Origin of the sequence: Fontivita pretiosa (assembly GCF_050410795.1) — a bacterium.
Lineage (GTDB): Bacteria > Planctomycetota > Phycisphaerae > Tepidisphaerales > Tepidisphaeraceae > Fontivita > Fontivita pretiosa.
The window spans coordinates 1,628,595-1,653,655 of sequence record NZ_CP191258.1 but is presented as its reverse complement, the minus strand read 5'-3'; the positions used below and the strand labels follow the sequence as shown (position 1 = coordinate 1,653,655).

Genomic DNA, 25,061 nt, shown 5'->3' with positions numbered 1-25,061 from the left:
GATGGCTGCGGCGAGCGGGTTGACTCAGCTTTGGCCGCTCCAGCCGGCTTCAGCCCAGATTCGCCGTGCCTGGCGCAGGGCGCTGGCGGAGGGCGGATTAAAACCGAGGATGCTTGGAGGCGGCTGGCCGGGCCTGGCGTGCGAGGGAAACGGCGACCAGTCGTCGTTTTCATAGCGTTTGCGCGACCGCTCGCTTTTGAAGTCAGGCATCTCGAACGGCGCGCCGTCGGCCAGGGCGCTTTTCCAGGCCAGAATCCCCACGCTGCTCATGGTCACGCCGCAGTACACGTCCAGGACCGGTGGCTTGCCGCTGCGGATCGCCTGCGCGAACGCCAGGTTGGTGAAGAAATCTCCACCTCCGTGCCCGGCTCGCCGCGCCAGCTCGGCATGCTGCGGCCAGTCCGGAACGTAGACTCGATCGATTGGCGTGTCGTCGGGTCGGTTGAACGGGTCATGCCAGACGCGAATCTGCCCCGAACCGAAGTAGCCCGGACCGCGCGTCAGCTCCATGGCGCCGCGTTCGCCATGCAGGCGATACCAGTTGCTGTGCCCCGGGAGCATCAGCCCAAACAGCCGAAACACCGCGCCGTTGTCCATGCGGCAGAGGATGACCGATCCCGGATCGCCGCGACGGACCGTATCGCGGTCCACGGACCGGCAGGCGATCGACAGGGCATTGACCTTCACCGGCGAGCATCCCGTGATGAACATCAATGGCGCCAGCGCGTGCGTGCAGTAGTAGGTGGGGGGAATCCAGTTTCGCCAGTGGTTCAGGCCCGGCGAAATGCGCAGTCGGTCCTGCGGTGACATCGGATGGTTGTATTCGCCCTCGGCGAAGGTGACCTGTCCGATCTCGCCGCTGCGGTACAGCCTCTGCATTTCCACGCTGAAGGCGGTGTAGGCGTAGTTTTCGGCCAGCATGTAGATTTTGCCGCTTTTTTCGACGGCGCGGCACAGCGCCACACCCTCGGCCAGCGTCGCGTTGCACGAGGTCTCGCTCATGACATGCTTGCCCGCCCGCAGCGCCCTGATCGCAAACGGCGCGTGCTCGTGGAAGTAATTGGCCAGGATCACCGCGTCCATCTCGTGCGCGAGGAACTTTTCATAATCGGTGTACGTCGTCACGCCGTAGCGCTGTCCGACCTGCTTGAGTCGCTGCTCCCACGTGTCGCACAGCGCCACCAGCTTCATGCCGATGGCTTCGGTGGCGCCGGCGGCGAAGCTGTTGCCCCGGCCAACGCCCACCACACCCACGCGGATTAAACTGGAACTGCCTGGTGTGCCTCTGGCGATCTTCCCGGTTGTCGCTGCTCGTCTGGCTGTCATGTTGCGTTTGCCTTTCGCTCGGATCACAATCCAGCCAAAAAGGTGCTGGAATGAACGATGGTCCTGACTTGGGCTTTGACATCGCACCGTTTGCCCTTCCTGATCCTCCCGCAAATCAGATTCGATTTGAAGAGCCTCGTGATGTGAAACTGCTGATCATTCAGTTCGCCCGGCCACTGGATCGGGCGGAAGCAGAGCGCATCGAGCTGTGGTATGGCCGGCACAAGTGGCCGCGGACGCGCCTGGAAGCCGGCAGCCGGGATCTGGAAAACCCCTGCTCGTTCGGATGGGCGCCCAGCGATGATTGGTTCAACCTCCAATGGCAGCGCGCCGCGATCCGCCGCGAGTTGCTGGCGGCGGACACCGTTGCGGTCAGCTTCCAGCCTCTGCACGCCGAGATGCCCGAGACGGCTGATTATCCGGTGACGTTTCGGCGGGCACTGGCCTTTCGGCTGGACGGGCCGCAGGCAAACCCCGTCCGCCAAATCCGCGTGTTCACCGACTCGCCACCAACCACCAGCACGCTTCGCATCGAGCTGGACCGGGGCCGACATACCCCCGCACGCTTCATCGGTATCTCGACCTACAACGCCACGACCACTGTGGACAGGCTCGACTGCGCCTCGACGCGCTGGTTTGACCTGACGGTTCGGCATATGCTGCCGGCCCATCGCTACAGCGGCGATGACGGACATGTCACGTTCACGCTCGATGACGATCAGGCGTTTACGGTCTCGCTCTCCAGCCTCTACCAGCTCGGACCGATCTGGTTCGAGCCGCTTGGCGTGTATCTGCGACGATCGGAAGATCCAACCAGCTTCGACGAGTATCGAGCCAGGTTCCGCGGACAGCAGACGATCAACCAGCGGGTGCTGGCGGCGCAGGAACAGTCGCTGGCTGGCGCGCTCAACGGCCAGCCGAATCCGCATGCCGTCAGCTACATCCTGGCTTGTCCGCTTCATCCGCAGCGATTTCGGCTGGAGATCAACGGCGATCTGGTGATGGAGCGCTGGCCGGTGGTCGATCCGCCCGCCCGGCCGAATCCGCGATTCCGCAATACCGGGCTGGGGCGGATGTTCTTTGGTCTGGATCGGTGGATCATCACGGCGCGCCACGTGGATCCGGCGCCCAGTCCGGCGCACAACCTGCGCGCGCGGCTGGGGCAGGTCGTCGTCGAGCAGAAGGCCTTCGCGGCGCCGCTCGGCAAGCCGTTCGATGCGATCCTGTCGCACGATGATACGGTGGTGGCGATGGTTCGCTTCACTTTCACCAACATGGGTCAGACTCCTGCGCCGGCGCGGCTGTCGGTTCGGTATTCCTCCGACTCGGCGCGTTCGCGCAATCCGCGAGACCCGAAATCCAGCACCGAAGACGACCATCTGGTGCCGCGAAGCAGGCTTGATCCGCTGATCGCCACCGACGGCATCATCGCCAGCACGCTGCAGGGGGAGTCAGTCCTTCGGTGCATGTATCAGAGCACGATGACCGCCTCGGCGGCGCAGGATGCGGTTCAGTTCCACCAGCAATTGTTGCCCGGACAATCGTGCCAGCTTCTGCTGAAGGTTCCCTACGTCGCCGTCGATCAGCCACACGAGTTGCAGACCCTGAAACAGCTCGACTTCGACGCCTCCCTGACCGAGGCCAACGAATTCTGGGCAAGGCACTGCGCCCGCGGCGCGCAGGTGGTTGTGCCCGAGCCGCGGCTGAATGAGCTGCATCTCTCGCATCTCATGCACGTCGCCCAGACCGACCTGCTCATGCCCGATGGCTCCGGGCTGATCAACACGTCGGTGGGAACCAGCACCTACGGCAACTTCTCCAACGAGTCGTGCATGATCATCCACGACCTGCACGAGCGCGGCCTGTTCGACGAGGCCCGCAAACGATTGGAATTGTGGATCAAGTACCAGGGTACCGCGCCGCAGCCCGGGAATTTCACCGACTACAAGGGCATGTACTACGGCGCCGCGGGCTTCGAGCGCGGCGCCTACAACCAGCACCACGGGTGGGTGTTGTGGTGCCTGGCGGAGCATTACCTGTTCACGCGCGATCAGGCGTGGTTGCGAAGTGTGGCCGACTCGATGATCGCCGGCTGCGACTGGGTCTTTCGGCAGCGGAAGAACACCATGCAGCCGCTGCCGCACTCGCGCGGCTGGGAGCGCGGCTTTCTGCCCGCCGGAAGTCTGGAAGACGCCACCGACTTCTACTACTGGCTGAGCACCAACAGTCTCACGTGGCGGGGCGTGGCGCACGCCGCGGCGGCGCTGGCGAAGATCGATCATCACGAGGCGCCGCGACTGCTGCGCGAAGCCGAAGCGTATCGACGGGATCTGATCCGCGGTTTCGAGATCAATCGCAAACACTCGCCGGTGGTGCGCCTGCGCGATGGGCGATGGGTGCCGCACTATCCCAGCCGGCTCTACTGTCGTGGCCGCGACATTGGGTGGATTCGCGAAACGCTCGAAGGCGCGGTCTACCTGCTGATCTCCGGGCTGTATTCGCCGACAAGCCAGCAGGCGTCGTGGATCCTCGACGACTACCAGGACAACCGCTACCCCTCGCCGCCGTTCGGATACGCCATCCCGGATTTCAGTGGCGACTGGTTCTGCCGTGCCGGGTTTTCGATTCAGCCAAACCTGCTCGCCGGGCTGATGCCGCACCTGGATCGCGATGAGCCGCAGATCGCGATCTGGATGTTCTTCAACGCCTTTGCGGCCTGTTATCGCGAGCAGATTGGCGCGATGGTCGAGCATCCGATGCCGCAGTTGGGTTACTCGAACAACGCGCACTTCAAGACCAGCGACCAGGCCAATTCGCTGGTGTGGCTGCGGCATCTTCTGGTGCATTACGATGATGAAAGCCTTTACTTTGGCCGGGCGATGCCCCGCGCCTGGTTGGCCGACGGCCAGCACGTGGGGATCCGCGACATGCACACTCCGTTCGGGCGCGTGAGCCTTTGGTACGAGTCCCGCGTCGCCAGCGGGCGGATCAACGCGTCGCTGGAGCTTGCCCTGCACCAGCCGCCGGCGCGTTGCCTGCTGCGCGTGCGCGACCCGCAGAATCGCGGGCTGAGGTCTGTATCGCTTAACGGCCAGCCTTGCGCGGCGTTCGACCCGAAAACGGGCGACATCGATCTGAGTGGCATGTCCGGTCGGATCGAAGTTGTGTGCGATCTGGCAGGGCTTGGCACTGGCGGGCGGTGATTCTGGTGAAATCGTCAGGTCGGACTTGACAAGAGTGCGAGCTCTGATATTCTGGAAACTAGTTGAGATTGAGTCTCATCTGCATCTGATACAAGCCCGGGCGGTCAGAGCCTCTGCGAAAGTCTGCTGACCGCCCGGTGGTCGGCGACAACCGGTGAGGGTCGTCGCACGCGCGGCATCATACCCGCGTGCCCCCAGCGGCCGCAACGACTTACCCCCACCTGTCGTCACCGTCTGTCTTGGTCCGTTTTTCGGAGATCGCGGCCGCGGTCTGCGTCGCACATTCATGCGATGGTCCGTGGTCGCTTGTGGTCCGTGGTCCGTTGGCAAAGGAGTCTGACATGATGCCTCGCAACAACTTACTCAGTATCGTCATCTATCCTGCTGTTGGCATCGGGCTGATGCTTTGCGCTGTGGCGCCGGCGGCGCTGGTCGTGCCACCCTGGCCGCGCCCGAGCAGCGACGCTCAGGCGATTGCAGACCGCACGACCTATCAGCACTGGAACAGTTTTACCTCCACCACCGGGCCTAATGCTCCGGACGTGGCGGAGATCAACCCCAATGGCACAGCCAACGCGTTCGACGCGGCCGCCTCCGTCAGCGGTTCGTTCCTCACCAGTGGCGGAAACATCTATTCGCCTACCGGCGTAATCAAGCCGCGAGTCACCGTGCCCGGATACGCACTATCCGATCATGAAACCCGTTTTCTGGTGCAGGTGATCTCGCAGGGCGCGCCGATCGACGCCACCGAGCTGTGGTTGGATGGCGTGCCGGTGATCAGCCTGCCCGGCTACAGCTACACGGAGCTGTCGCGAACCGCCCTCGGCGGGTTCGGCGGATTCAAGATCGAGCACGCCTGGACCTTTACGGCGTCGCACGATGGCGTGAGTTTCCAGTTGGACTGGGGCTGGGGCGCGGAGTCAGCGAGTTTGGATCAGATCGCGGTGGACACGCATGCGGTTCGTGTGCCTGAGCCTTCGATGTGGGCGGCTGTTGCCGGCGTCGTTGGTCTGCTGCTGGCTCGCAGAAGTCCGATGACGCCAGGGCGGTCCAACCAGGGAGGGCAGCCATGCTCCGACAGCGATCAATGAACCGCAGTCCCTCTGTCAATGCGTGGTTCGGTTTCACGCTTGTGGAATTGCTGGTGGTGATCGGCGTCCTGGGCGTGCTGATGGGTGTTTTGCTGCCGGTGCTGGCCAGGGCGCGGCGATGCGCCAAACACGTGCAACTGCTGTGCGGGCTTCGCGAGATGCTTGCCGGGTACACACAGTATCAATTGGAGAACCGCGGCGCGGTGCTTTTCGGCTACACGCCGCCGACGGTGGACGGTGTGCCCGTGACCGTCACAGATCCGGTCTCGGGCCAGGTGTTCGGGATGCCGATCGCCGACCGCTATCCCTGGCGGCTGGCGCCGTACGTGTCGAACCTTTGGCGCATCCTGCACATGCACGGGCAGACACCGCCTCAACCGCAGCCCGGGGATCCGCCCGATGTCGCGATGACAAAGGCTTATGCCCTGAGCCTGAATCCAACGTTCGGGATCAACAGTGTCTACCTCGGCGGGCATGCGGGTGTGTTCGAGGGTTTCGTCGGAGCATCGGGCGACCAACCGAATGTCGGCAAACACGTCGTGTTCCGGGCTGGGGAGGTTCGACGTCCCTCGCAACTGATCGTGTTCGCGGAAAGCCAGATGCGCAACGGTCCGGGCGGCGATCCGCAGACGGGACTGCACTTTGTCACGCCTCCGCGCGCCGCCGGGCAACGCTGGAAGGTCGTCAACGGGCGGTTTGTCCTCACCAGCAGCATGATCAGCGGGCTGCCCCAGGGTCGCTTTTCGGATCGGGCGGCAGTCGGATTCTTTGACGGGCACGTGGAGTCGTTGCTGCCGGTGGAACTGGGGGACATGCGTTTGTGGGCCAATCGGGCGGATCGCCCGGACTACGACTTTGTGGCCGGCAGAAGCATGGCTCAATAGCACGAGACAAAAAGCAAAGGAGAGTATCATCATGAATCGCGTTCGAAACTTGCTTGTGGTGCTCGGGATGCTGCTTTGGGTTAGCAGTGCGCCTGCGGCAGAGCCCCGACAGGATCCCAGGATCGGCATCGTGGTCATGGCCCACGGTGGCAACGCCGACTGGAACCGGGACGTGGAGGCGACGGTGCAGCCGCTGCGCGACAAATACCCGCTCGAGATCGCCTATGGGATGGCGCGCACTTCCGCGATCCGAGCGGCAGTGGAACGCCTGGAAAAGCAGGGCGTGCAGCGCATTGCCGTGGTGCGGATGTTTATCTCCGCCGACAGCTTCCTGCCTGAGACTGAGTACATCCTGGGGATGCGCGATCATCTGCCGCAATCGGATTCGCACTCACATGCGCAGTCGCATGCATCGCATCAGAGCCATGCGTCATATCACGATGCCGGACATGCATCGCACCAGGACTCGGAGCACGGGTCCGGCGGGCATGACATGGAGCCGCCGCAGCCCATTCGTCCCAGGGTGCATGTCGCAATCAGCCGACGGGGCGTGAGCGAGTCGCCTCTGATCGAGCAGATTCTCGTCGAGCGTGTCGCCGCTCTCAGCCGCGACCCGGCACGCGAGAGCGTGTTGATTCTGGCGCACGGCCCCGAGTCCGACGCTGAAAACCAGCGCTGGCTGGAGATGATGCGTCTGAGAATCGCTGGCATCAGCGCGATCGGTTCTTTCCGCGAGGTGCGTTGTGAGACGCTCCGCGAGGATTGGCCGGAGAAACGCACCGAGGCCGAAAAACGCATCCGTGAGTTTGTCGAGCGACAAAGCCGCGACGGTGGCCGGGTGATCGTCATACCCTTCCGCGTTGCGGGCTTCGGGCCCTATAAGAAAGTGCTCCAGGGACTGAGCTACGTCGCCGACGGTCGAGGGTTCTGCCCACACGCGAACATGACTGAATGGATCGAACAATCGGCCATAGAATGCTTCAAGGAGTAACAGAAGCAGAAGGGGTCGGGAGTATTTTCGGGGCGCCGGGAAAAGACTCCCGACCCCTTATTCAGATGTACGGAATCATTCTGCTGCTGCATGTGTTGGGTGCGACGGTGTGGACCGGCGGGCATCTGGTCCTGGCGCTGGTGGTTCTGCCCAGGGCGATCAAAAACAGATCCCCTGAGGAACTGCGCCGGTTCGAGTCAGGCTACGAACGCATCGGCATCCCCGCTTTGCTGCTTCAGGTGGCAACAGGATTGTGGCTGGCGTATCGCATGGTCCCGGACATCACCCAGTGGCTGGCACTGGCGGACAATCCGCTGTCGCGTCCAATCTTCTTGAAGCTGACGCTTCTGCTGCTGACGGTGATTCTGGCGGCCGACGCGCGGCTGAGAATCATCCCCAAGTTGTCCGAGCGGAACCTGACGGCTCTGGCCTGGCACATCATCCCGGTGACGGTGTTGTCGGTGCTGTTCGTCGCCGCCGGCGTCTCATTTCGGACGGGCTGGCTGTTTTTCTGATATGTGATCAGGGGAAGATGCCGGCTTTGCCAGGCACACTGCCCAGGCAAACTTCCGGGCGGCTGCCGTTTCGCAGGCGGCGAACGTGGCCTCGCGGACCGTGCGCCGCCGACGCATCAGCCGCCAGCGGATTTTTCCGTTTTTTCTTGCGGCGCTACCTACGATCGGAGCATGAACATCGCGAGTCAGCCCGGGCGGTTAACGGCTGGTGATCCGGTGGCGGTGCGACACATGCAGTGCATGGAGATCTGGGGCGGCAATGAGCCGGTGGACAGCGCCGTGGTCATGCCCGGGCTGGATGCCTGGATTTACAGCCGGCCCTTCGGCGACGCCGGAGCCGGCGGCGACGTGCACTACGTTTCGTCCTGCGCCACCGGGCGAATCACGCGTCTGCTGCTGGCCGACGTCAGCGGCCACGGCGCCGTCGTAGCCCAGACCGCGCAGGCGCTTCGCCGATTGATGCAACGCTACGTGAACTACATCGATCAGACGGCGCTGGTGCGGGCGATGAACTGGCGTTTTGCGCTTCTGTCGGACGCGGGCAGTTTTGCCACCGCCGTTGTTTCCACCTTCTTTGCCCCGACCAGCGACCTGACGCTGTGCCTGGCCGGCCATCCGCCGCCGCTGCTGTATCGCGCCCGCACGCGCACCTGGTCTTTGCTGCGCGAGCGCGGCAGCGAGGCGGGCAACATTCCGCTGGGGGTCGATCAGGTCGTTTCCGACTGGTCGCAGTTCGGGGTGAAGCTGGAGACGGGGGACCTGGTGTTGTGTTACACCGACGCCCTGATCGAGTCGCGCGGCGCCGACGGGCAGATGCTCGGATCGGCGGGACTGCTGGAGTTGGTGGCGCGGTTCGAGGCGGTGGACGCATCGCTGCTGGTCAGGAGACTGCTGCATGACATCGCGTCGTTGCACGAGGGCAATCTGTCCAACGATGATGTGACAATCTTGCTGTTCCGACCGAACGGACAGGGCAAGGTGGTTCGACTGCCTCAGAAGATTCTTGCGCCGTTGCGGGTTCTTGGCGGTTTATTGAAGGCGCTGGCGCCATCCGGCAGTGCTCCGCCGCCGCCCTGGCCGGAAGTGAGTCTGGCGAATCTTGGCGGGGCGGTGCTGCGGCGGCTGAATCGCGCCTGGTCGGCAAGAAACCGACCCGCGCAAAGCGATCCGCCGGTACCGACAGCATAAACGATTCATTCGCTTCGGCGAACCGATCGGCGGCGGCGGGCAAAATCGAAACACAAGCCGCGGCGATCCAAAGCGGTGGTACATTATTCGCATTCAGCCCAGTCGAAGCCCGTGCCGGCGGGCGCCAGACCCGCCGGAACCTCGCGGGCCAGCCAGGCGCATTGTGCGCAGGGTCTGTTTTCGTACGCCTCTGTCACAGGGGCTGCGCGCCATGTTTGCTGGAGACAACGCCACCACCGTCGCAAGAGCGCCGTCGCGGATCGAAGCGGCGGCCGTATCCGTCAGCAGCGATTTGAATCGTACGGCGAGCTTGCCTTCGACCGATTCGGGTCAGGTTCACCGCTTTGCGCATGCGGAGGCGATGCGGGTTTCGCAGACGGCACTGGCGGCGGCGCGCCGGGCCCGCCTGATCGTCATCGACATGAGCCGTGTGGACGAGGCCACCACCAGTGCCTTTGCGCGGCTGGTGCTGCTGCGGCGGGAACTGCTGCGGCTGGGGCGCGATCTGCGGATCGCCGGCCTGCGCGACCGGGCGGCGAGGCTGTTCGAGATCAGTCGGCTCGATTCAGTTCTACCGCGGTTGTAACCGTCGCCTTCGGACGCGCGGCGCGCCGTGCAGTCCGCTTCCACACACTGATCAGCATCAGAGCCACGAGCGCGCCCACCAGATTGCTGAGCAGATCACGCTGCGTGTCGAAGCTGTAGCTGCTGGAGGGCTTGAGCATTCCCTTTTCTTCGCCGAGCAGCAGGTACGAGCCGTATTCGATCACTTCATGCAGCGCGCCGCCACCCATGACCAGCAGCAGTGCAGCCAGACCCGTCTGCCAGCGACCCAGCGGCAACGTGCGGCGAATCGCCCGGCGCGCGATGAGCGTGGCAGCGAAGGCGAACCAGAAGTGCACGACGATGTCGAAGGAGAACGGCATCGCCCATCGCTGATAGAACCCGAAGGCGCCCAGTTCGTGAAGCAGGATGGCGCTGCACAGCAGAGCATAGTGCAGCGGATGCAGGTGGATTGGCCGACGGATCCAGTAAGGCAGCCATATCAGCGGCACCAGGAACACCGGCGAGACGCGATAGGTGGGGACGCGCGCCAGAAGGCTGATGACGATGACCGCGAGGCTGGAGAAGATTGCGATCAGCAGGTACGGCATGCACGGAATGTAGCCGAGCTGCCGCAGCACGGCAGCGCGGAACATGGCCTGAGAGGACCGAGGGCAAGAAGATGAAGGATGGACCGGAAGCCGGCGGATGCGGGGGCCCGTCTGGCCGGCGGCTTTGGATCACAGCTCGGCCAGAGCCTGCGAGAGTCGGCGGATTTCGTGCAGAGCCATGCCACCCAGAGGCGGGATGTTTCCGCCGAGTTGGGGGATGATGGCGTGGGTGACGCCGAGGCGAGCGGCCTCGCGCAGGCGCAGCTCGAGCTGCGGCACGGAGCGGATTTCCCCGCCAAGACCCAGTTCGCCGACGGCAAATGTTCCGGGGGGCAGGGGGCGATTGGTGTGGGCCGAGGCGATCGCCAGGGCGATGGCCAGATCGATCGCCGGCTCGACGACTTTCACTCCACCGGCGACGTTGACGAAGACATCGTCGGCCGCCAGGCGCAGCTCGGCGCGCTTTTCCAGAACGGCGATGATCATCCCGACGCGATCAGCGCTGACGCCACTGACCTTGCGCCTGGCCGCGCCGATGACGCTGGAGGCGGTCAGCGCCTGCACCTCGATCAGCAGCACGCGGCTGCCCTGGATTGCCGCGGTCAGCACGCTTCCAGTGGGCGGACCCTCCGGGCCGTACTGCTCGACAAACAGATTCCCCGGGTCGGGCACTTCCCGCAAACCCTGTCCGGTCATTTCGAAGAGTCCGACCTCGTGCGTCGAGCCGAAGCGATTCTTGACGCATCGCACCACCCGATGGGTGTGGAAGCGGTCGCCTTCGAAGTAGACGACCGTATCGACGATGTGTTCGATGATCTTCGGCCCCGCGAGCGTGCCGGCCTTGGTCACATGACCAACGAAAATGACGGCGATTCCGCTTGTCTTGGCCAGGTAGACCAGGTCCATGCAGCAGTCGCGAAGCTGAGTCACCGATCCCGGAGCCGCGGGCAGGTCGGGTTTGTAGATCATCTGGATCGAATCGATGACAACGACCGACGGGCGGTGCTTGTTGATCTGCCCGATGATGCGTTCGACGTTGGTCTCGGCGAGGATGAGCAGGCTGGCCGAGTCAATGCCGAGTCGGGCCGCGCGGAGTTTGGTCTGCCGAGCGGACTCTTCGCTGGTGACGTAAAGGACTTTGAGCGTCTCGCGGGCATCGCGCCCGTGCGAGCGGTTTGCAGAGGCAAGCTCATGTGCGATTTGAAGAAGCAGGGTCGATTTCCCGATTCCCGGTTCACCGCCGACCAGCACAGCGCTGCCGGGGACGATTCCGCCGCCCAGGATCCGGTCGAACTCGCCGATGCCGGTGGGCGTGCGGGGGGAGTCATCGAGCTGTATTTCGGGCAGGCTCAGCGCCTGGGCGCCGTGGATGAGGTCGGCGGTGGCGTCATCGAGCGATCCGGGAGCTGCGCCGCGAAGGGCGGGTTTTCTGGGATCGGGCGCGGGGGCCTGGAACTGTTCCAGACTATCCCATGTGCCGCAATCGGGGCATTTGCCCAACCACTTGGGGTGTATGCTGCCACAATGGTTGCACAGGAACTGGAGGCGCGGGGTTTTGGGCATGGGCGAACGGATTATACCTAACAGAAGTCGAATTTGTATTCAAATCTGTGGCCCTTGCCGAGCAGACGGGCGACGTGTTACAAGCGTGAGCGAGCGATTCGGCTCAGCGTAATGACCACATCGACCGGAAAATTGCCGCGGCAGGCGCTGGAGCGTGTGTCGGCGCAGGTCAAGCCCCTGCGGGGGCAGATCGTGTACATCTACGCCTTCGACGTGGCCTATGAGATGGTCCGCGCGCCGGTGAAGGAGTTGCTGGGTCAGCCGGTGGCGCAGTTCGTGGTCGATGCCAGCAAGCGTTCGCCAAGGCAGTTGTTCTTTTACCGCCCGCAGATGGTTCGCCTGCCTCCGTTGGAGCGGTTTGGTCCGCACGGGCCGCTGCGTCTGGAGCGGACGGTCAAGCTGCTGCCGGTCGGAGCGATCAGCATCACCGTTCGCGTGCCCTTCGAGGTCGAACGGATGGAGGATCTGGTCGATTATCACGATCTGCGGTTCAGTGATGGGGTCTGGCTGTACGATGAGGTTCGCGATCTGGCCGAACACGTGCGGCGCGAACTGGCCGGGTATTACGTTCGCCCGGTCCAGCAGCTTGGGGAGGAGGAGGCCTACACGGTCTTCTGCATCAACGGGCCGCTGCGGGCGGAGGATGGGACGGTCATCGGCGCCGAGCAGTGGATGCAGGCCAATCGCCGGGCCATTGCCGGCCTGCTGACCGAGGAGCGCGACCCGTCATGTCTGTCCTGGCAGGAAGCCGAGGAATCCAGCGGCAAGTACTACAGCTACTACGAGAACGACATCGTGATCATCGACTGGGACGCGGCGGTGATCGTCGATGAGCCGAAGTACTTCGACGAGGTGCTGTACATCATGGAACTGGCCAACCTCCAGCTTGCCGAACTGGAGGCGTATGACAGGATTCTGGACGATGCGGTGGAGCGCAGCTACCGGGACATGGCCGCCGCCAGCCGTTTCTGGCGGCTGAACACCGGCCCGGTGCAGCGCGAGCTGCGGGAAATCCGCATCGACCTGGCGCGGCTCAGCGACGAGCTGTCCAACATCACCAAGTTCTTTGGCGACTGGCACCTGGCCCGGATCTACCAGGGCCTCAGCCAGCGTTTTCACCTTCCCGACTGGCATCGCACCATCGATGAGAAGCTCAAGACCCTGGACGACCTGTATCAGCTTCTGCGCGCCGATCAGACCAACCGCTGGATGCTCATTCTCGAGGCGATGATCGTCGGCCTGTTCGTGCTGGATATTGTCAAGTCGATCTTCGGCCGATAACCGAACCGGTTATCGGACCTGCTCGTATCGCGGTTATGGACCTGTGGGGCCTGCCTGCCCGCGCAGGATGTCATGGATGTTGCGGCCGGCAGATGCTTTTGCCGCGGTTGCGTCCGTTTCGTAGTTTTCCTCAAAGGCGCAGGCACGCGCCGGACGATGGGATAGGACGTCAACAACTCGCCGGGATGTACGTTGTCTGACGGAGGTTGTCTCATGCAGGCCAGGCTCATCTCCAGCAGGTTCCTGTCCACGCGAATCGTGGGGATCTGTTCGACGGTGGCAGAGCTGGGTCTTTTCTTTGCAGCGGCCTTTGCCCTGGCTGCGGGGCTGGTCAGTCTGCGGTAGCGAGGTCCGGTGCTGCGGTTTGTATCTGTGCGATCCTATCTTTGGCGGGGTTTGTTAATGTTCTGTTAACGCGCTTGATCCGGGTCGCGGCGGCCCTAAGCTCAACCCGGCAGGGCACAAGACGTTGCCCTGGTCGGTGGCACCATGAGCGTGGCTGAGTTGATCGATCCACCCCCTGGAGATCGCGCCGCTTCGTCGCAGGTTCTGCCCGGGGCACGGGGCCAGGCGGCCAACGCCTCGATTCCCGCCAGCGGTCTGTCAGAACCGCCACCGCTGATCCATGCCCGAAACGTCAGCGTCTTCTACGGTCAGTTCCAGGCCGTCCGCTCGATTTCGCTGGCGATCCCGGGCAACAGCGTCGTGGCCCTGATCGGACCCAGCGGCTGTGGCAAGAGCAGCTTCCTGCGATCGATCAACCGGCTGAATGACCTGATTCCCGGCTGTCGGGTGAGCGGGCAGATTCTCGTCGGTGGGCACGACATCTACGGCCCGCGAATCGATCCGGTGGCGCTGCGGCGAAAAGTGGGATTGGTCTTCCAGAAGCCCAATCCTTTTCCCCGCAGCATTTACGAGAACATCGCCTTTGCCCCGCGATTGCAGGGCATCCGCAGACGCGCGGACCTGGACGCGATCGTCGAAGACTGCCTGCGAAAGGCCGCCCTCTGGGATGAAGTCAAGGATCGGCTGAAGGCCGCGGCGACGGGACTGTCCGGCGGACAGCAGCAGAGGCTGTGCATCGCCCGCGCGCTGGCCACCAGACCGCGCGTGCTGCTGATGGATGAGCCGGCCAGCGCGCTGGATCCCATCGCCACCGCCAAAATCGAAGACCTGATCGGCCAGCTCAAGCAATCGGTCACGATCGTGATTGTGACGCACAACATGCAGCAGGCGGCTCGGGTCAGCGATTTCACCGCCTTTTTCTACATGGGCGCGCTGGTCGAGTACGACCGCACTGCTACCATCTTCACGTCTCCGGCGCACAAGCGCACGGAGGATTACATCACCGGGAGGTTCGGATAGAGCCTGGCGCTCGACTTTGCCTGCTCAGTTGCGACTGTTGATCGGCCCGCGCGTCCGAACCGATAGTTGATCAGATCCTGTGGCCTATGTCCCATCATTTCATCGACCTTCTGGAACAGCTTAAGGGCCGGGTGGCGCGCATGACCGCCATGGTGCAGCAGTCCGTGGAACAGGCGGTGGAAGCGGTCTTCACGCTCGACGAGAAATTGCAGCGCCAGGTCATCGCCGCCGACAATGACATCGACGAAGAGGAAGTGCGGATCGAGAAACAGGCGATCGATCTGCTGGCGTTGTATCAGCCGGCGGCGGGGGACCTGCGGCTGATAACCACGATCATCAAGGTCAACAGCGATTTCGAGCGCATCGCCGACTGCGCCGTCAACATCGCCCAGCGTGTGCAGTTTCTGCGACAGCTTGATGGCGAGCCGGACCAGACCGGGCGCTACGAGCCGCCGCAGGACCTGCGCGTCATGGCCAACAGCGTGATCGCGACCCTGCGCGACACGATTCAGGCTTTCAATCTGGGCGATGAGCAGTTGGCCAGGCGCGTGCTGCGGGGCGACGATGTGGTCGATGCGCTTTACCAGCAGTTTGTGCAGGAGATGCTCGCGGTGATGGCCGGGCACTCGCATCGTCCCGACCGCGACCTGTCGCACATCATGATCGCCAAGAACCTGGAGCGGATCGCCGATCACTGCACCAACATCGCCGAGGACGTAATCTACGTTCACTCCGGGCGGATCGTGCGACATCAGCACTCGGCCTAAGCTGCGATGAACGCGATCGGCATCTCGACGCAGGCCATTGCGGCCAGGCGAAACGAAAGTCGAAAACGAAAGTCGAGAGCGAAAGTGCCCGCAGCGACGGTACCTGGATGGGCGCCTTTTGGCTTGACGGGCTTTTGCCTCGCCTGATAATTGCCCGCGGATGGAGCATCTGCGCCCCGAGCTGATCCCCAACCCTGCCGTCAGGAGGCTCAGCCTCTATCTGCGCCAGCTCGAAGCCTTCAAACGCAAGGACCGCCGCACGATCTCCAGCAAACAGCTCGGCGAGAGCCTGGGGCTGACCGACGCACAGGTGCGCAAGGATCTGGCGTATTTCGGGCAGTTCGGGCATCCGGGCATCGGATATCGCGTGGATGACCTGATCGCCCAGCTACGGCACATCCTGGGCACAGACAAAACCTGGAACGTTCTGCTCGTCGGGGCCGGCAACCTCGGGCGGGCGCTGATGGCCTACCGCGGCTTCAATGCCAAGGGCTTCAACCTCTGCGCCGTCTTCGACAACGATCCGAACAAGGTGGGCAAGAAGCTGGGGAGCTTCACGATCCAGCCATTGAGCGAACTGGAAGAGACGATCCGCAAACACGGGATCAAGCTGGCGATTCTGGCGGTGCCGGCGGAGGTGGCGCAGGAAGTGGCCGATCAGCTTGTGGCCGCGGGGATCCGCGGACTGCTCAATTTCGCTCCCGTTTCGCTTCAGCTTCCGCCTCACGTGGCGCTCAATGCCGTCGATCTGGCCGTCTCGCTCGAACAGCTCTCCTTTCAGGTGAATGTGCAGCAGATGAGCCAGACCACCTGAGGTGAGCTTGCGGATTGCGGATCGACAGAAAACGAGTTTCGACAATCCACGATCTCCAATCCACCATCCGCAATGCTCTGGACCCGCACGCTCATCCCCACCAGCAAGGAAGCGCCGGCTGACGCGACGGTGCCAAGCCATGTGCTGATGCTGCGCGCGGGTTTGATCCGGCAGGTCGCCGCGGGCATCTTCGACTTCCTGCCGCTGGGGCTTCGCAGCCTGCACAAGGCCGCCGCCATCGTGCGAGAGCAGATCAGCGCCATCGGCGCGGCGGAAGTGCTGCTGCCGGCGCTTCAGCCGGCGGAACTGTGGCGGCAGTCGGGGCGAGAGGCCACATGCGGGCAGAGCCTGTTCCGCGTGAAGGACCGCCACGGCCGGGCGATGCTGCTGGGACCGGCGCACGACGAGCTGATCAGCGAGCTTGTCGCGGCATACGTTCGCAGCTATCGGCAGCTTCCGCTGACGTTGTACCAGATCGGCACGCAATTCCGCGATGAGGAGCGTCCGCGCCTGGGGCTGCTGGGTGTGCGCGAGTTTCTCATGATGGATGCCTACGGCTTTCACGCGACACAGCAGAGCCTGGACGAAACGTGTGACAACTTCCGCCACGCCTGCGAACGCATTCTCCAGCGATGCGGTATCCGCGCGATCGCGATCGAGGCCGAACCCGCACCGATCGGCGGGAAGCCGAGCATCGAGTTGGTCGTTGCCTGCGACGTCGGGCAGGATCTGTTTGTCACCAGCGACAGGGGCAACTACGCCGCCAGCCTCCAGCGCGCCGCGACGGGCCAGCGCCCGCACGATTTTTCCGGCCAGCCCACGGGCGAGCTGACCAAGGTGCACACGCCGGGCCTGCCCGGCATCGACGCTGTCGCCGATTTCATGAAGGTCCGAGCGCAGAACATGCTCAAGACGCTGGTGTTCCGCGCCGAGCCGATGGTGGAAGTTGGCCGGCCGGAATCGCTGGCCTCGCCGAAGTGGCTGGTGGCGGTGGTGCGGGGGGACCATGACGTGAACGAATCAAAGCTGATCCGCGCCGCGCGCCAGCATTTCCATATCGAGCGCATCGTGCTGGAAGACACGCCGCAGGTCCGCGCGACCTGGGCGATCGGTTTTGCGGGCCCTGACGCAGCCTTCGGCAATCCCGATGCGGTCGTGCTGATCGATCCGGATGCCGCGCAGGGCGGCTTCTGGGTTACCGGCGCCAATGAGGTTGATTATCACGTTGCCCACTTCAACTGGTTCCGCGAGTGCGGGGATAAGCTCGCCGACCCGCGGAAAGTCGTTGTCGCCGACATCCGCAACGCCGTGGATGGCGACCCGTCGCCGATGAACGACGGCGGCGTGTTGCGGCTGGTCAGGGGGATCAGGCTCGGCCATGTACTGAATGTCGGGACCCGGTATTCCGAGGCGCTGGGGGCGCGATTTCTCGACGAGCGCGGGCAGGCTCGCCCGATCCTCATGGGCTGCTGCGGCATCGACCTGTGCCGGCTGCTGGTTGCGGCGATCGAATCGTCGTACGACCAGCACGGAATCGTCTGGCCGGCGGCGCTGGCGCCGTTCAGTGTGGTCATCACGCCGATTCGTTACGAAGGCGAATCGAAAGCCGTCGCCGACAGGCTCTTGGCCGACCTGACCGCCGCCGGCATCGATACGATTCTGGACGACCGTCCGGACGTCCGCCCCGGGGTCAAGTTCGCCGATGCGGATCTGATCGGGTTTCCGCTGCGGGTGAATGTCGGGCAGCGAGGACTTGCGCGGGGAAGCGTCGAGATGAAGCTGCGGCGCGATCCGGCGCCGCGAGAAATCGCCCTGTCCGAAGCTGTACATGCGGTTCGAGAGGCGCTGGCCGAAGTCGCTGAGCCTGCGATTCTGTCTCGACAATGAGCAAGCGACCGATCAGCCTGGAGTATCTCCCTCCTCTGCAAGATCCTTTCCGGGACGTTGATTGCACGTTTCGAATCGAGCTGGATCCGCCCCAGCGCTGGTCGCAGGTCGTTCAGATTGTGATCGGTCTGCTGGCGGCGGGTGGAGCAAGCGCGCTGGGCATTCACTATGTCGCGCGGTGGATTTGGCGCTGGCCGTGGATGTTCGTTGTGGGTCTTGTGGCTGCATTGCTTTTCTGTGCGGGGATGAGCGCGGCCCTGGTACGAGAGCTGATCAGGAGCCTTCAACAACAAAAGCTATCTCGCATTGTAGTTGCGGTCCAGCAGGACAAGCTGTTCATCTATCACCCTTTGATGTCGGAACCGGACTCGACGATTCGCAGTTGGAACTCCAGCCAGATTCACGTGTCGATCCACACGATCGGTCTGAGCCTGACGCTGCGACGGCTGCTGGAGCTTAGGATTCGCCCGCGTGCGGACCTACCATCGCTGCCAGGGCTGAAAGGCACGATCGCTGTGAAATCTGCTCGCATTCGTTTCCTGGCACCGCGTGGGGTCAGCGCGCATGCGTTGGAAAGCATGCTCCAGCAGCATCTGAAGAGCACGTGATGGCTGGCGTACCGTTGTCTGCGGCCGAATGCCATTCTGTATCACGGGCGTCCCCGCCTGTCGTTTATACACATCTCGGACCACCCGCGTTTTCGCTCAGACTCCCAAGTGCCTGCGATGAAAGCGGAGACGAGGCAATTGTGGCATCGCCGTCCCGGCCATGCAGGGTGCACTCGAGTTCGAAAGTCTGATCTCCGGGCTATTCATCATGCCGCTCAGCACGGGCGCGACGCCTGTTCACTCTGCTGCCTAAAAAGCGAGGGCTTCCAGAAATGTGTATAAACGTCAGGCGTCCCGCCTGTGCGCTGAGGAATCGCAGGGTCGGGACGCGCGACGAGAAAAACCTGCGCGCGGCGGCGGGCGGCTGTGTTGAAGCGTCCGTGGCGGCGCGCGATACTGACGCAGGCTGGCCGGGGTTTGCTGCTCTGGCGGCCCGTTGACGCGCACGATGCCCGCGGGGCAACACACTGGCCGGACCACACAACCGAGGTCGCCGAGCGTGATTATCGATGTTCACAGCCATACGTGGGAGTATCCCAGGCATTTCGGGGAGGACTTCCGCCGTCAGGCCGTGCGGGCGCGGGGAGGGGTGGAGGTGGACCTGACCGTACGCTACGAGGACTATCGCGCCAAGTGTCCGCCGGAAACTAAAACGATCGTGTTCGGCGGCAAGGCGCGCCTGAGCAACCTGTGGGTCGATGATCGCTACGTCGCGGAGTATGTCGGCCGACACCCCGACACGCTGATCGGCTTCCTGAGCGTCGATCCGACGCAGGACGGCTGGGAGCGCGAGATGCGCGACGGGCACGAAGAGCTTGGATTGAGGGGGATCAAGCTCATGCCCATGTACGCCGGGTTCTTTCCCGATGATCACAGGCTTGATCCGCTGTGGCGGTACGCGACGCAGAAGCGCCTGCCGGTGCTGCTGCACACCGGCACGACCTTCATAGCCCAGGCGCCGCTGGAGTGCACGCTGCCGCGGCGGATCGATCCGGTGGCCAAACGCTTCCCGGAGGTCAAGATCATCATGGCGCATCTGGGTCACCCGTACGAAGGCGAGTGCATCGCGGTGTTCCGCAAACATCCCAATGTCTTTGCGGACATCTCGGCGCTGTATTACCGCCCATTCCAGCTCTATCACTCGCTGATGCTGGTGCAGGAGTACGGTGTGTGGGACAAGGTACTGTTCGGCACGGACTATCCGTTCACGGCGGTGAACGACACGATCGACGGACTGCGCAACCTGAACCGCATGCTCGAGGGCACTTGTTTGCCGCGGCTGAAAGAAGATGAGATCGAGCGGTTGATCCACCGCCCGAGCCTGGGGCTGCTGGGGCTGGAGTAGAGTGAAAGAGCAGCATGGGCATCGAAGCGCGGAGTCCGCATTTCCTGTTGCAGTCGGCGTCCGGGCATTTGGCCCGGGGCGAATTGCCCCAGGCCGAGGCGTTGTGTCGCCAGGCGCTGAAGAGCAAGCCTACTGACGCCGACGCGTTGGCTCTGCTGGGGCGTGTTCTTGTGGCCGGCGGGCGCAGCCGCGAGGCGGTGGAGGTGTTTCGCCAGGCCGTGACGCTGAGGCGCAGCTCGGCCGAATTGCGCTATGCCCTGGGCGATGCGCTGTATCGGATCGGAAGCCTTCAGGAAGCCGAATCGGCCTATCGCAAGGCGCTGGAGCTTCAGCCCGGGTTGCTTGCGGCGCGGGTGGGCTTGGGCGAAGTGGAGGCGATGCTCGGACGGACCGAGCAGGCCATCGCGCACTGGCAGGCCGTGCTGCGGATGGATCCGGGCAACGTGGCGGCGATGGTGAGCCTGGGCAGCGTGCTCAGCATGCAGGGCCGACACGGTCAGGCGATCGAGCAGCTTGGCCGCGCGGTTCAGATCGATCCGCGCAACCCCGCAGCACACCAGAACCTTGGCGTGGCGCTGAGCCTCCAGGGACGGCTGGACGAGGCCGTCGCCGCCTTCCGCGAGGCTCTGCGGCTTCGCCCCAACTGGGCCAAGGCCCACAGCAACCTGCTGTTTCTGCTGACGTATCACCTGGAGGACCCGGCGGCGCTGTATGCCGCGCACCTGGAATACGCGCGCATTCACGCCGATCCCCTGGCCTCGGAGATTCAACCCCACCCCAACGACCGCTCGCCGGATCGCAAACTCAAAATCGCCTACATCTCGCAGGATTTCCGCCAGCATCCGGTGGCCATCTTCATCGAGCCGATCCTGCGGCATCACAACCGCGCGAACTTCGAGGTCTACTGCTACAGCGACGTGGCGTCGCCGGACGCGACCAGCGAACGGCTGCAATCGCTGGCCGATCACTGGGTCGACGTGCGCGGCGTAAACAATCGGATTTTGGCGGAGATGCTCCGGCAAGAGCGGATCGACATTCTGATCGACCTGACGGCGCACAGCAACGGCGGCAAGCGCATGGGCCTGTTGGCGCGCAAGCCGGCGCCGGTGCAGGTCAGTTATCTCGGGTACGCCGGCACCACCGGGCTCGGCACGGTGGATTGGCGGATCACCGATGTGCACATCGATCCGCCAGGCCTGACCGATGCATACAACAGCGAGCGTCTGGCGCGGCTGCCGCGGACGCAGTGGGTTTACTGTCCGCCCCAGCCGTGTCCCGATGTTGCTCCGCTGCCAGCGCGACAGCGGGGGTTCGTGACCTTCGGCTCGGCCAATCGACTGGACAAGATCACTTCCCGGGTGCTGCGGTTGTGGAGCCAGGTGCTGATGGCGGTGCCTTCGGCGCGAATGTCGATCAAGGCGCGCGGGTTGGATGATGAGCCGACGCGGAAACGGATTCTTGAAGCAATGGCGGCCGGGGGTGTGGAGGCGGCGCGGATCGACCTGATCGGCTGGAGCGATTTCGACGGATACCTGCGGTATTTCAACGAGGTGGACATCATCCTTGATGCATATCCGTTCGCCGGCGGGACGACAAGCTGCCACGCGCTGTGGATGGGCGCGCCGGTGGTGACGCGCACGGGGCGGACACCCGTCTCGCGCGTCGGCGCCAGCCTGCTGCACAACGTCGCCCTGACGGACCTGATCGGCGAATCGGATGAGCAGTATGTGAAGATCGCTTCGGAGCTGGCCGGGAACCTCGATCGGCTGGCGGAGATTCGCGCCTCGCTGCGGCGGCGGATGCAGCAGTCGCCGCTGTGCGACGTGGCCGGTTTTATTGACGATCTGGAGTCGGCCTATCGACAGATGTGGCACGAGTGGTGTACACATGGTGGCGCTGCGGGCTGAGCCGCGACTGCGAATCGCCCGGCGGCGGAAGGTCAGATGCGTACACAATACGACAAGTCGGATGTGCAGCGGTTGATCGCGACGCTGGGCAACGCGGTCGCGGGCGCGTTTGATCCCGACAAGCCGCTCAACATCGTCGGCATCCGCACCCGCGGGGAAGTGCTGGCCCAGCGCCTGGCCGAAATCCTCCGCGGCCGCGGGTTCAAGAATATCGGTCGCGGCGTGCTGGACATCACCCTGTACCGGGACGATCTTTCGGAGATCGGCCCCAGGCCGCTGGTCCGCCCGACGCATCTGGACATCGACATCGACGGCCGCCCGCTGCTGCTGGTGGATGACGTGCTGTTCACCGGTCGCTCGGTCCGGGCGGCGATGGATGCGCTCAGCGATTTCGGGCGACCCAGCGTCATCCGGCTGGCCGTTCTGGTCGATCGCGGCGGGCGCGAGCTGCCGATCCAGGCGGACTTTGTCGGGCTGACGCTCAAGGACGTTCCCGAGGACCATCGCGTCAACGTCCGCTTCACCGAAACCGACGGGCGCGACGAGATTGTGGTTGAGCCACGATGACCACGAGCATCGACCCATTCCGCTGGACCCGAAAGCACCTGCTGTCGCTGGAAGAACTCTCGGCCGAGGAGATTCGATTCGTCCTGGATACGGCCGACTCGTTCAAGGAGGTGTCCACCCGCAGCGTCAAGAAGGTTCCGGCGTTGCGCGGGCGGGTGGTCGTCAACGCTTTCTGGGAGGACAGCACCCGCACGCGCACGAGCTTTTCACTGGCGGCACAGCGGCTGAGCGCCGACCTGATCGACTTTTCCGAGCGGGGTTCGTCGGTGAGCAAGGGGGAAACGCTGATCGACACGGCGCGGAACATCGAGGCCATGGGGATCGATATCCTGGTGGTGCGTCATCCAGCCGCCGGCGCCGCCGAGGTCCTCTCGCGAGTCGTCAAGTGCAGCGTGGTCAACGCTGGCGACGGAGCGCACGAGCACCCGACCCAGGGTTTGCTGGACCTGTACACGATCCGCGAACGCTTCGGCCGGATCGAGGGGTTGAAGGTGGCGATCGTCGGCGACATCGTCAACAGCCGCGTGGCACGCTCGGATCTGTGGGGGCTGAAGAAGCTGGGCGCGGAAGTGATTCTGGTCGGCCCGCCGACGCTGCTGCCGCGCACCTTCGAGGCGATGGGCGCGCGTGTGGTGCACAACTTCGACGAGGTGATCGGGCAGGTGGATGTGATCAACATGCTCCGCGTGCAGTTCGAGCGGATCAAAAGCAGCCAGTTTCCCTCGGTACGCGAATTCACGCATCTGTTCGGGCTGACGTGGGACAGGTTTCAGCGATGCACGAAGGATGTGTTCGTGATGCACCCCGGGCCGATGAACCGCGGGCTGGAAATACAGAGCGACATCGCCGACGGACCGCAGAGCGGCATCCTCACGCAGGTGACCAATGGCCTGGCCGTGCGGATGGCGGTGCTGTACCTGGTGACGCAGGCCGGGGACATGCCACAGAAGGCCCCTGGCGCGCAGAGGTGAGGAGCGGGCAAGTGGATTCGCAACGGCACGTGGGTGAGCAGAGGGATGTGGATCCCGGGTTGAAAGAGCCGACGGGAAGAATCCGCTTCAGGAGACTGACAGACCGAATCGGGCACATCGCGAGCTGAAGTCTCGCTGTGTCCGGTGTGTTTTCGATGGCCAGACCATGTCCAGCCTGTTGATCAAGAACGGCACGATTCTGGACCCGTCGCGGGGTGTTGAGCAGCGGCGGGATCTGTTCATCCGCGACGGGAAGATCGAATCGCTGCTTCCTGCGGGCGCAAGTCCGGGGATCAGAGCCGATCGTGTGATCGACGCCAGCGGGTGCTACGTCGCACCGGGGCTGATCGACATTCACGTTCACTTTCGCGAACCGGGAGACGAGGAAGAGGAGACAATCGCGTCGGGAAGCGCCGCGGCGGTGGCGGGCGGCTTTACTACCGTCTGCTGCATGCCCAACACCCGCCCGCCGCTGGATAACGAGGGGATGATCGAGTTTGTGATCCGCGAATCCGAGCAGGTGGGTCTGGCCAACGTGTTGCCGGTGGGCGCGATCACCAAGGGTCGCGAAGGCAAGGAGCTGGCCGAGATGGGTTCGATGCTGGCGCGCGGGGCGATCGCGTTCAGCGACGACGGGGTGGGCGTGGCGGACGCGGCGGTGATGCGCAAGGCGCTTCAGTACGCCAGAATGTTTGATGCGCTGATCGCACAGCATTGCGAGGAGCCCAGTCTCAGCGGCGGGGCGATGCACGCGGGGCTTGTCTGCACCATCCTGGGGCTGCCGGGCATCCCGCCCGAGGCTGAGCAGCTCATGATCGCCCGGGACCTGATGCTCAACCGAACCATCGGCTGCCGGTATCACGTGCAGCACGTGAGCACCGCCTACAGCGTGGAGCTGATCCGCATGGCCAAACGCCAGGGGATGAACGTAACCGCCGAAGCCGCCCCGCATCACCTGCTGCTGACCGACGAATCCTGCCGGCATTACGACACGAATTACAAGGTGAACCCTCCGCTGCGCACGTCGGCGGATGTGCAGGCATGCATCGAGGGGATCAAGGACGGAACGATCGACTGCCTGGCGACTGACCACGCGCCTCACCTGGCCGAAGAAAAGGAGCTGGAGTTTCAGTATGCGCCGTTCGGCATCCTGTCGCTGGAGTGTGCCCTGGCGCTGTACATCAAGGCGCTGATCGAGCCTGGGCATATTGACTGGATGAAACTGATCGACCTGACCAGCACCCGCCCGGCGCGGATTATCCGCCTGGACCGCGGCACGCTGGCCGAGGGCGCCGTCGCCGACGTGACCGTGATCGACCCGAATTTGCAGTGGACGATCGACCCCGAGGCGATGCAGACCAAGAGCCGCAACTGTCCGTACGCCGGCTGGAAGGTCAAGGGCCGGGCCACGCACACGATCGTGGGGGGGCAGGTGAAGTGGGAGTTGGGCAGATAGCGTATCAACGAAGCACAGGTTGCCCCATCAGGTTGGCAGCGACTTCGAGATCGCGTTTGAATAGGATATATATCCTCGATGAATCGAGTCGGGAGCGCAACTCAAGGGCAGAGCAGGGGACTCATGATCGCAACCTATAATCGATACCAGTCACTTTCGCGGAGCATCCTGCCCACGC

Annotated in this window: 22 protein-coding genes; 19 read left to right on the top strand and 3 right to left on the bottom strand. The window is 63.8% G+C overall.

Annotated elements, in window-relative coordinates:
• Positions 1–24: 24 nt before the first annotated feature.
• Positions 25–1,254: a Gfo/Idh/MocA family protein gene (locus ACQS5P_RS06810; protein ID WP_428940149.1), complete on the bottom strand. Its 1,230-nt coding sequence runs from the start codon at positions 1,252–1,254 to the stop codon at positions 25–27.
• Between the two features lie 215 nt (positions 1,255–1,469).
• Between ACQS5P_RS06810 and ACQS5P_RS06805 the strand changes: the two genes are divergently transcribed.
• From ACQS5P_RS06805 to ACQS5P_RS06775, 7 genes are all read left to right on the top strand, one after another.
• Positions 1,470–4,529 carry a hypothetical protein gene (locus ACQS5P_RS06805; protein ID WP_428940148.1) on the top strand — a complete coding sequence of 1,020 codons (3,060 nt, stop codon included), beginning with the start codon at positions 1,470–1,472 and terminating at the stop codon, positions 4,527–4,529.
• A gap of 341 nt (positions 4,530–4,870) precedes the next feature.
• Entirely contained in the window at positions 4,871–5,620 is a 750-nt protein-coding gene (locus tag ACQS5P_RS06800; RefSeq protein ID WP_428940147.1) for a hypothetical protein, read from the top strand.
• The gene (locus tag ACQS5P_RS06795) at positions 5,599–6,504 is read left to right on the top strand and encodes a type II secretion system protein (RefSeq protein WP_428940146.1); all 906 of its coding nucleotides are present in this window, start codon (positions 5,599–5,601) and stop codon (positions 6,502–6,504) included. Before ACQS5P_RS06800 ends, ACQS5P_RS06795 begins: the two co-directional genes overlap by 22 nt.
• Positions 6,505–6,535: 31 nt before the next feature.
• Positions 6,536–7,495: a hypothetical protein gene (locus ACQS5P_RS06790; protein ID WP_428940145.1), complete on the top strand. Its 960-nt coding sequence runs from the start codon at positions 6,536–6,538 to the stop codon at positions 7,493–7,495.
• 65 nt (positions 7,496–7,560) lie between these two features.
• The gene (locus ACQS5P_RS06785) at positions 7,561–8,010 is read left to right on the top strand and encodes a CopD family protein (protein WP_428940144.1); all 450 of its coding nucleotides are present in this window, start codon (positions 7,561–7,563) and stop codon (positions 8,008–8,010) included.
• A 171-nt stretch (positions 8,011–8,181) separates the two neighbouring features.
• Positions 8,182–9,198 carry a PP2C family protein-serine/threonine phosphatase gene (locus ACQS5P_RS06780; RefSeq protein WP_428940143.1) on the top strand — a complete coding sequence of 339 codons (1,017 nt, stop codon included), beginning with the start codon at positions 8,182–8,184 and terminating at the stop codon, positions 9,196–9,198.
• 211 nt (positions 9,199–9,409) lie between these two features.
• The gene (locus ACQS5P_RS06775) at positions 9,410–9,784 is read left to right on the top strand and encodes an STAS domain-containing protein (protein WP_428940142.1); all 375 of its coding nucleotides are present in this window, start codon (positions 9,410–9,412) and stop codon (positions 9,782–9,784) included.
• On the opposite strand, the gene ACQS5P_RS06770 is transcribed toward ACQS5P_RS06775, so the two are convergent.
• Positions 9,750–10,397 (bottom strand): DUF2238 domain-containing protein, encoded by a 648-nt coding sequence (locus ACQS5P_RS06770; protein ID WP_428940141.1) that lies wholly within the window; start codon positions 10,395–10,397, stop codon positions 9,750–9,752. The two genes, ACQS5P_RS06775 and ACQS5P_RS06770, sit on opposite strands and share 35 nt — an antisense overlap.
• 84 nt (positions 10,398–10,481) lie before the next feature.
• Positions 10,482–11,915, bottom strand: coding sequence for a DNA repair protein RadA (gene radA, locus ACQS5P_RS06765; RefSeq protein ID WP_428940140.1), 1,434 nt, complete (start codon positions 11,913–11,915; stop codon positions 10,482–10,484).
• A gap of 111 nt (positions 11,916–12,026) precedes the next feature.
• On the opposite strand from radA, the gene ACQS5P_RS06760 reads away from it, so the two are divergent.
• The 12 genes from ACQS5P_RS06760 (at position 12,027) to ACQS5P_RS06705 (ending at position 24,883) form a co-directional block, all read left to right on the top strand.
• Positions 12,027–13,196: a hypothetical protein gene (locus tag ACQS5P_RS06760; protein ID WP_428940139.1), complete on the top strand. Its 1,170-nt coding sequence runs from the start codon at positions 12,027–12,029 to the stop codon at positions 13,194–13,196.
• A gap of 213 nt (positions 13,197–13,409) precedes the next feature.
• Complete coding sequence (locus ACQS5P_RS06755) at positions 13,410–13,541, top strand: hypothetical protein (RefSeq protein WP_428940138.1); 132 nt, start codon at positions 13,410–13,412, stop codon at positions 13,539–13,541.
• Positions 13,542–13,685: 144 nt separating this feature from the next.
• On the top strand, positions 13,686–14,561 hold the full coding sequence (pstB, locus tag ACQS5P_RS06750) for a phosphate ABC transporter ATP-binding protein PstB (protein ID WP_428940137.1): 876 nt from the start codon (positions 13,686–13,688) through the stop codon (positions 14,559–14,561).
• Between the two features lie 86 nt (positions 14,562–14,647).
• Positions 14,648–15,328: a phosphate signaling complex protein PhoU gene (phoU, locus tag ACQS5P_RS06745; RefSeq protein WP_428940136.1), complete on the top strand. Its 681-nt coding sequence runs from the start codon at positions 14,648–14,650 to the stop codon at positions 15,326–15,328.
• Positions 15,329–15,488: 160 nt separating this feature from the next.
• Positions 15,489–16,142, top strand: a complete 654-nt coding sequence (locus ACQS5P_RS06740; RefSeq protein ID WP_428940135.1) for a redox-sensing transcriptional repressor Rex — start codon at positions 15,489–15,491, stop codon at positions 16,140–16,142.
• A gap of 72 nt (positions 16,143–16,214) precedes the next feature.
• Entirely contained in the window at positions 16,215–18,029 is a 1,815-nt protein-coding gene (locus tag ACQS5P_RS06735; RefSeq protein ID WP_428940134.1) for a proline--tRNA ligase, read from the top strand.
• The gene (locus tag ACQS5P_RS06730) at positions 18,026–18,637 is read left to right on the top strand and encodes a hypothetical protein (protein WP_428940133.1); all 612 of its coding nucleotides are present in this window, start codon (positions 18,026–18,028) and stop codon (positions 18,635–18,637) included. Before ACQS5P_RS06735 ends, ACQS5P_RS06730 begins: the two co-directional genes overlap by 4 nt.
• Positions 18,638–19,136: 499 nt before the next feature.
• Positions 19,137–19,982: an amidohydrolase family protein gene (locus ACQS5P_RS06725; RefSeq protein ID WP_428940132.1), complete on the top strand. Its 846-nt coding sequence runs from the start codon at positions 19,137–19,139 to the stop codon at positions 19,980–19,982.
• Positions 19,983–19,996: 14 nt separating this feature from the next.
• Positions 19,997–21,889, top strand: coding sequence for a tetratricopeptide repeat protein (locus ACQS5P_RS06720; RefSeq protein ID WP_428940131.1), 1,893 nt, complete (start codon positions 19,997–19,999; stop codon positions 21,887–21,889).
• 36 nt (positions 21,890–21,925) lie between these two features.
• On the top strand, positions 21,926–22,456 hold the full coding sequence (gene pyrR, locus ACQS5P_RS06715; RefSeq protein ID WP_428940130.1) for a bifunctional pyr operon transcriptional regulator/uracil phosphoribosyltransferase PyrR: 531 nt from the start codon (positions 21,926–21,928) through the stop codon (positions 22,454–22,456).
• On the top strand, positions 22,453–23,427 hold the full coding sequence (locus tag ACQS5P_RS06710; RefSeq protein ID WP_428940129.1) for an aspartate carbamoyltransferase catalytic subunit: 975 nt from the start codon (positions 22,453–22,455) through the stop codon (positions 23,425–23,427). Before pyrR ends, ACQS5P_RS06710 begins: the two co-directional genes overlap by 4 nt.
• 166 nt (positions 23,428–23,593) lie before the next feature.
• Positions 23,594–24,883, top strand: coding sequence for a dihydroorotase (locus tag ACQS5P_RS06705; protein ID WP_428940128.1), 1,290 nt, complete (start codon positions 23,594–23,596; stop codon positions 24,881–24,883).
• The last annotated feature ends 178 nt before the right edge of the window (positions 24,884–25,061 follow it).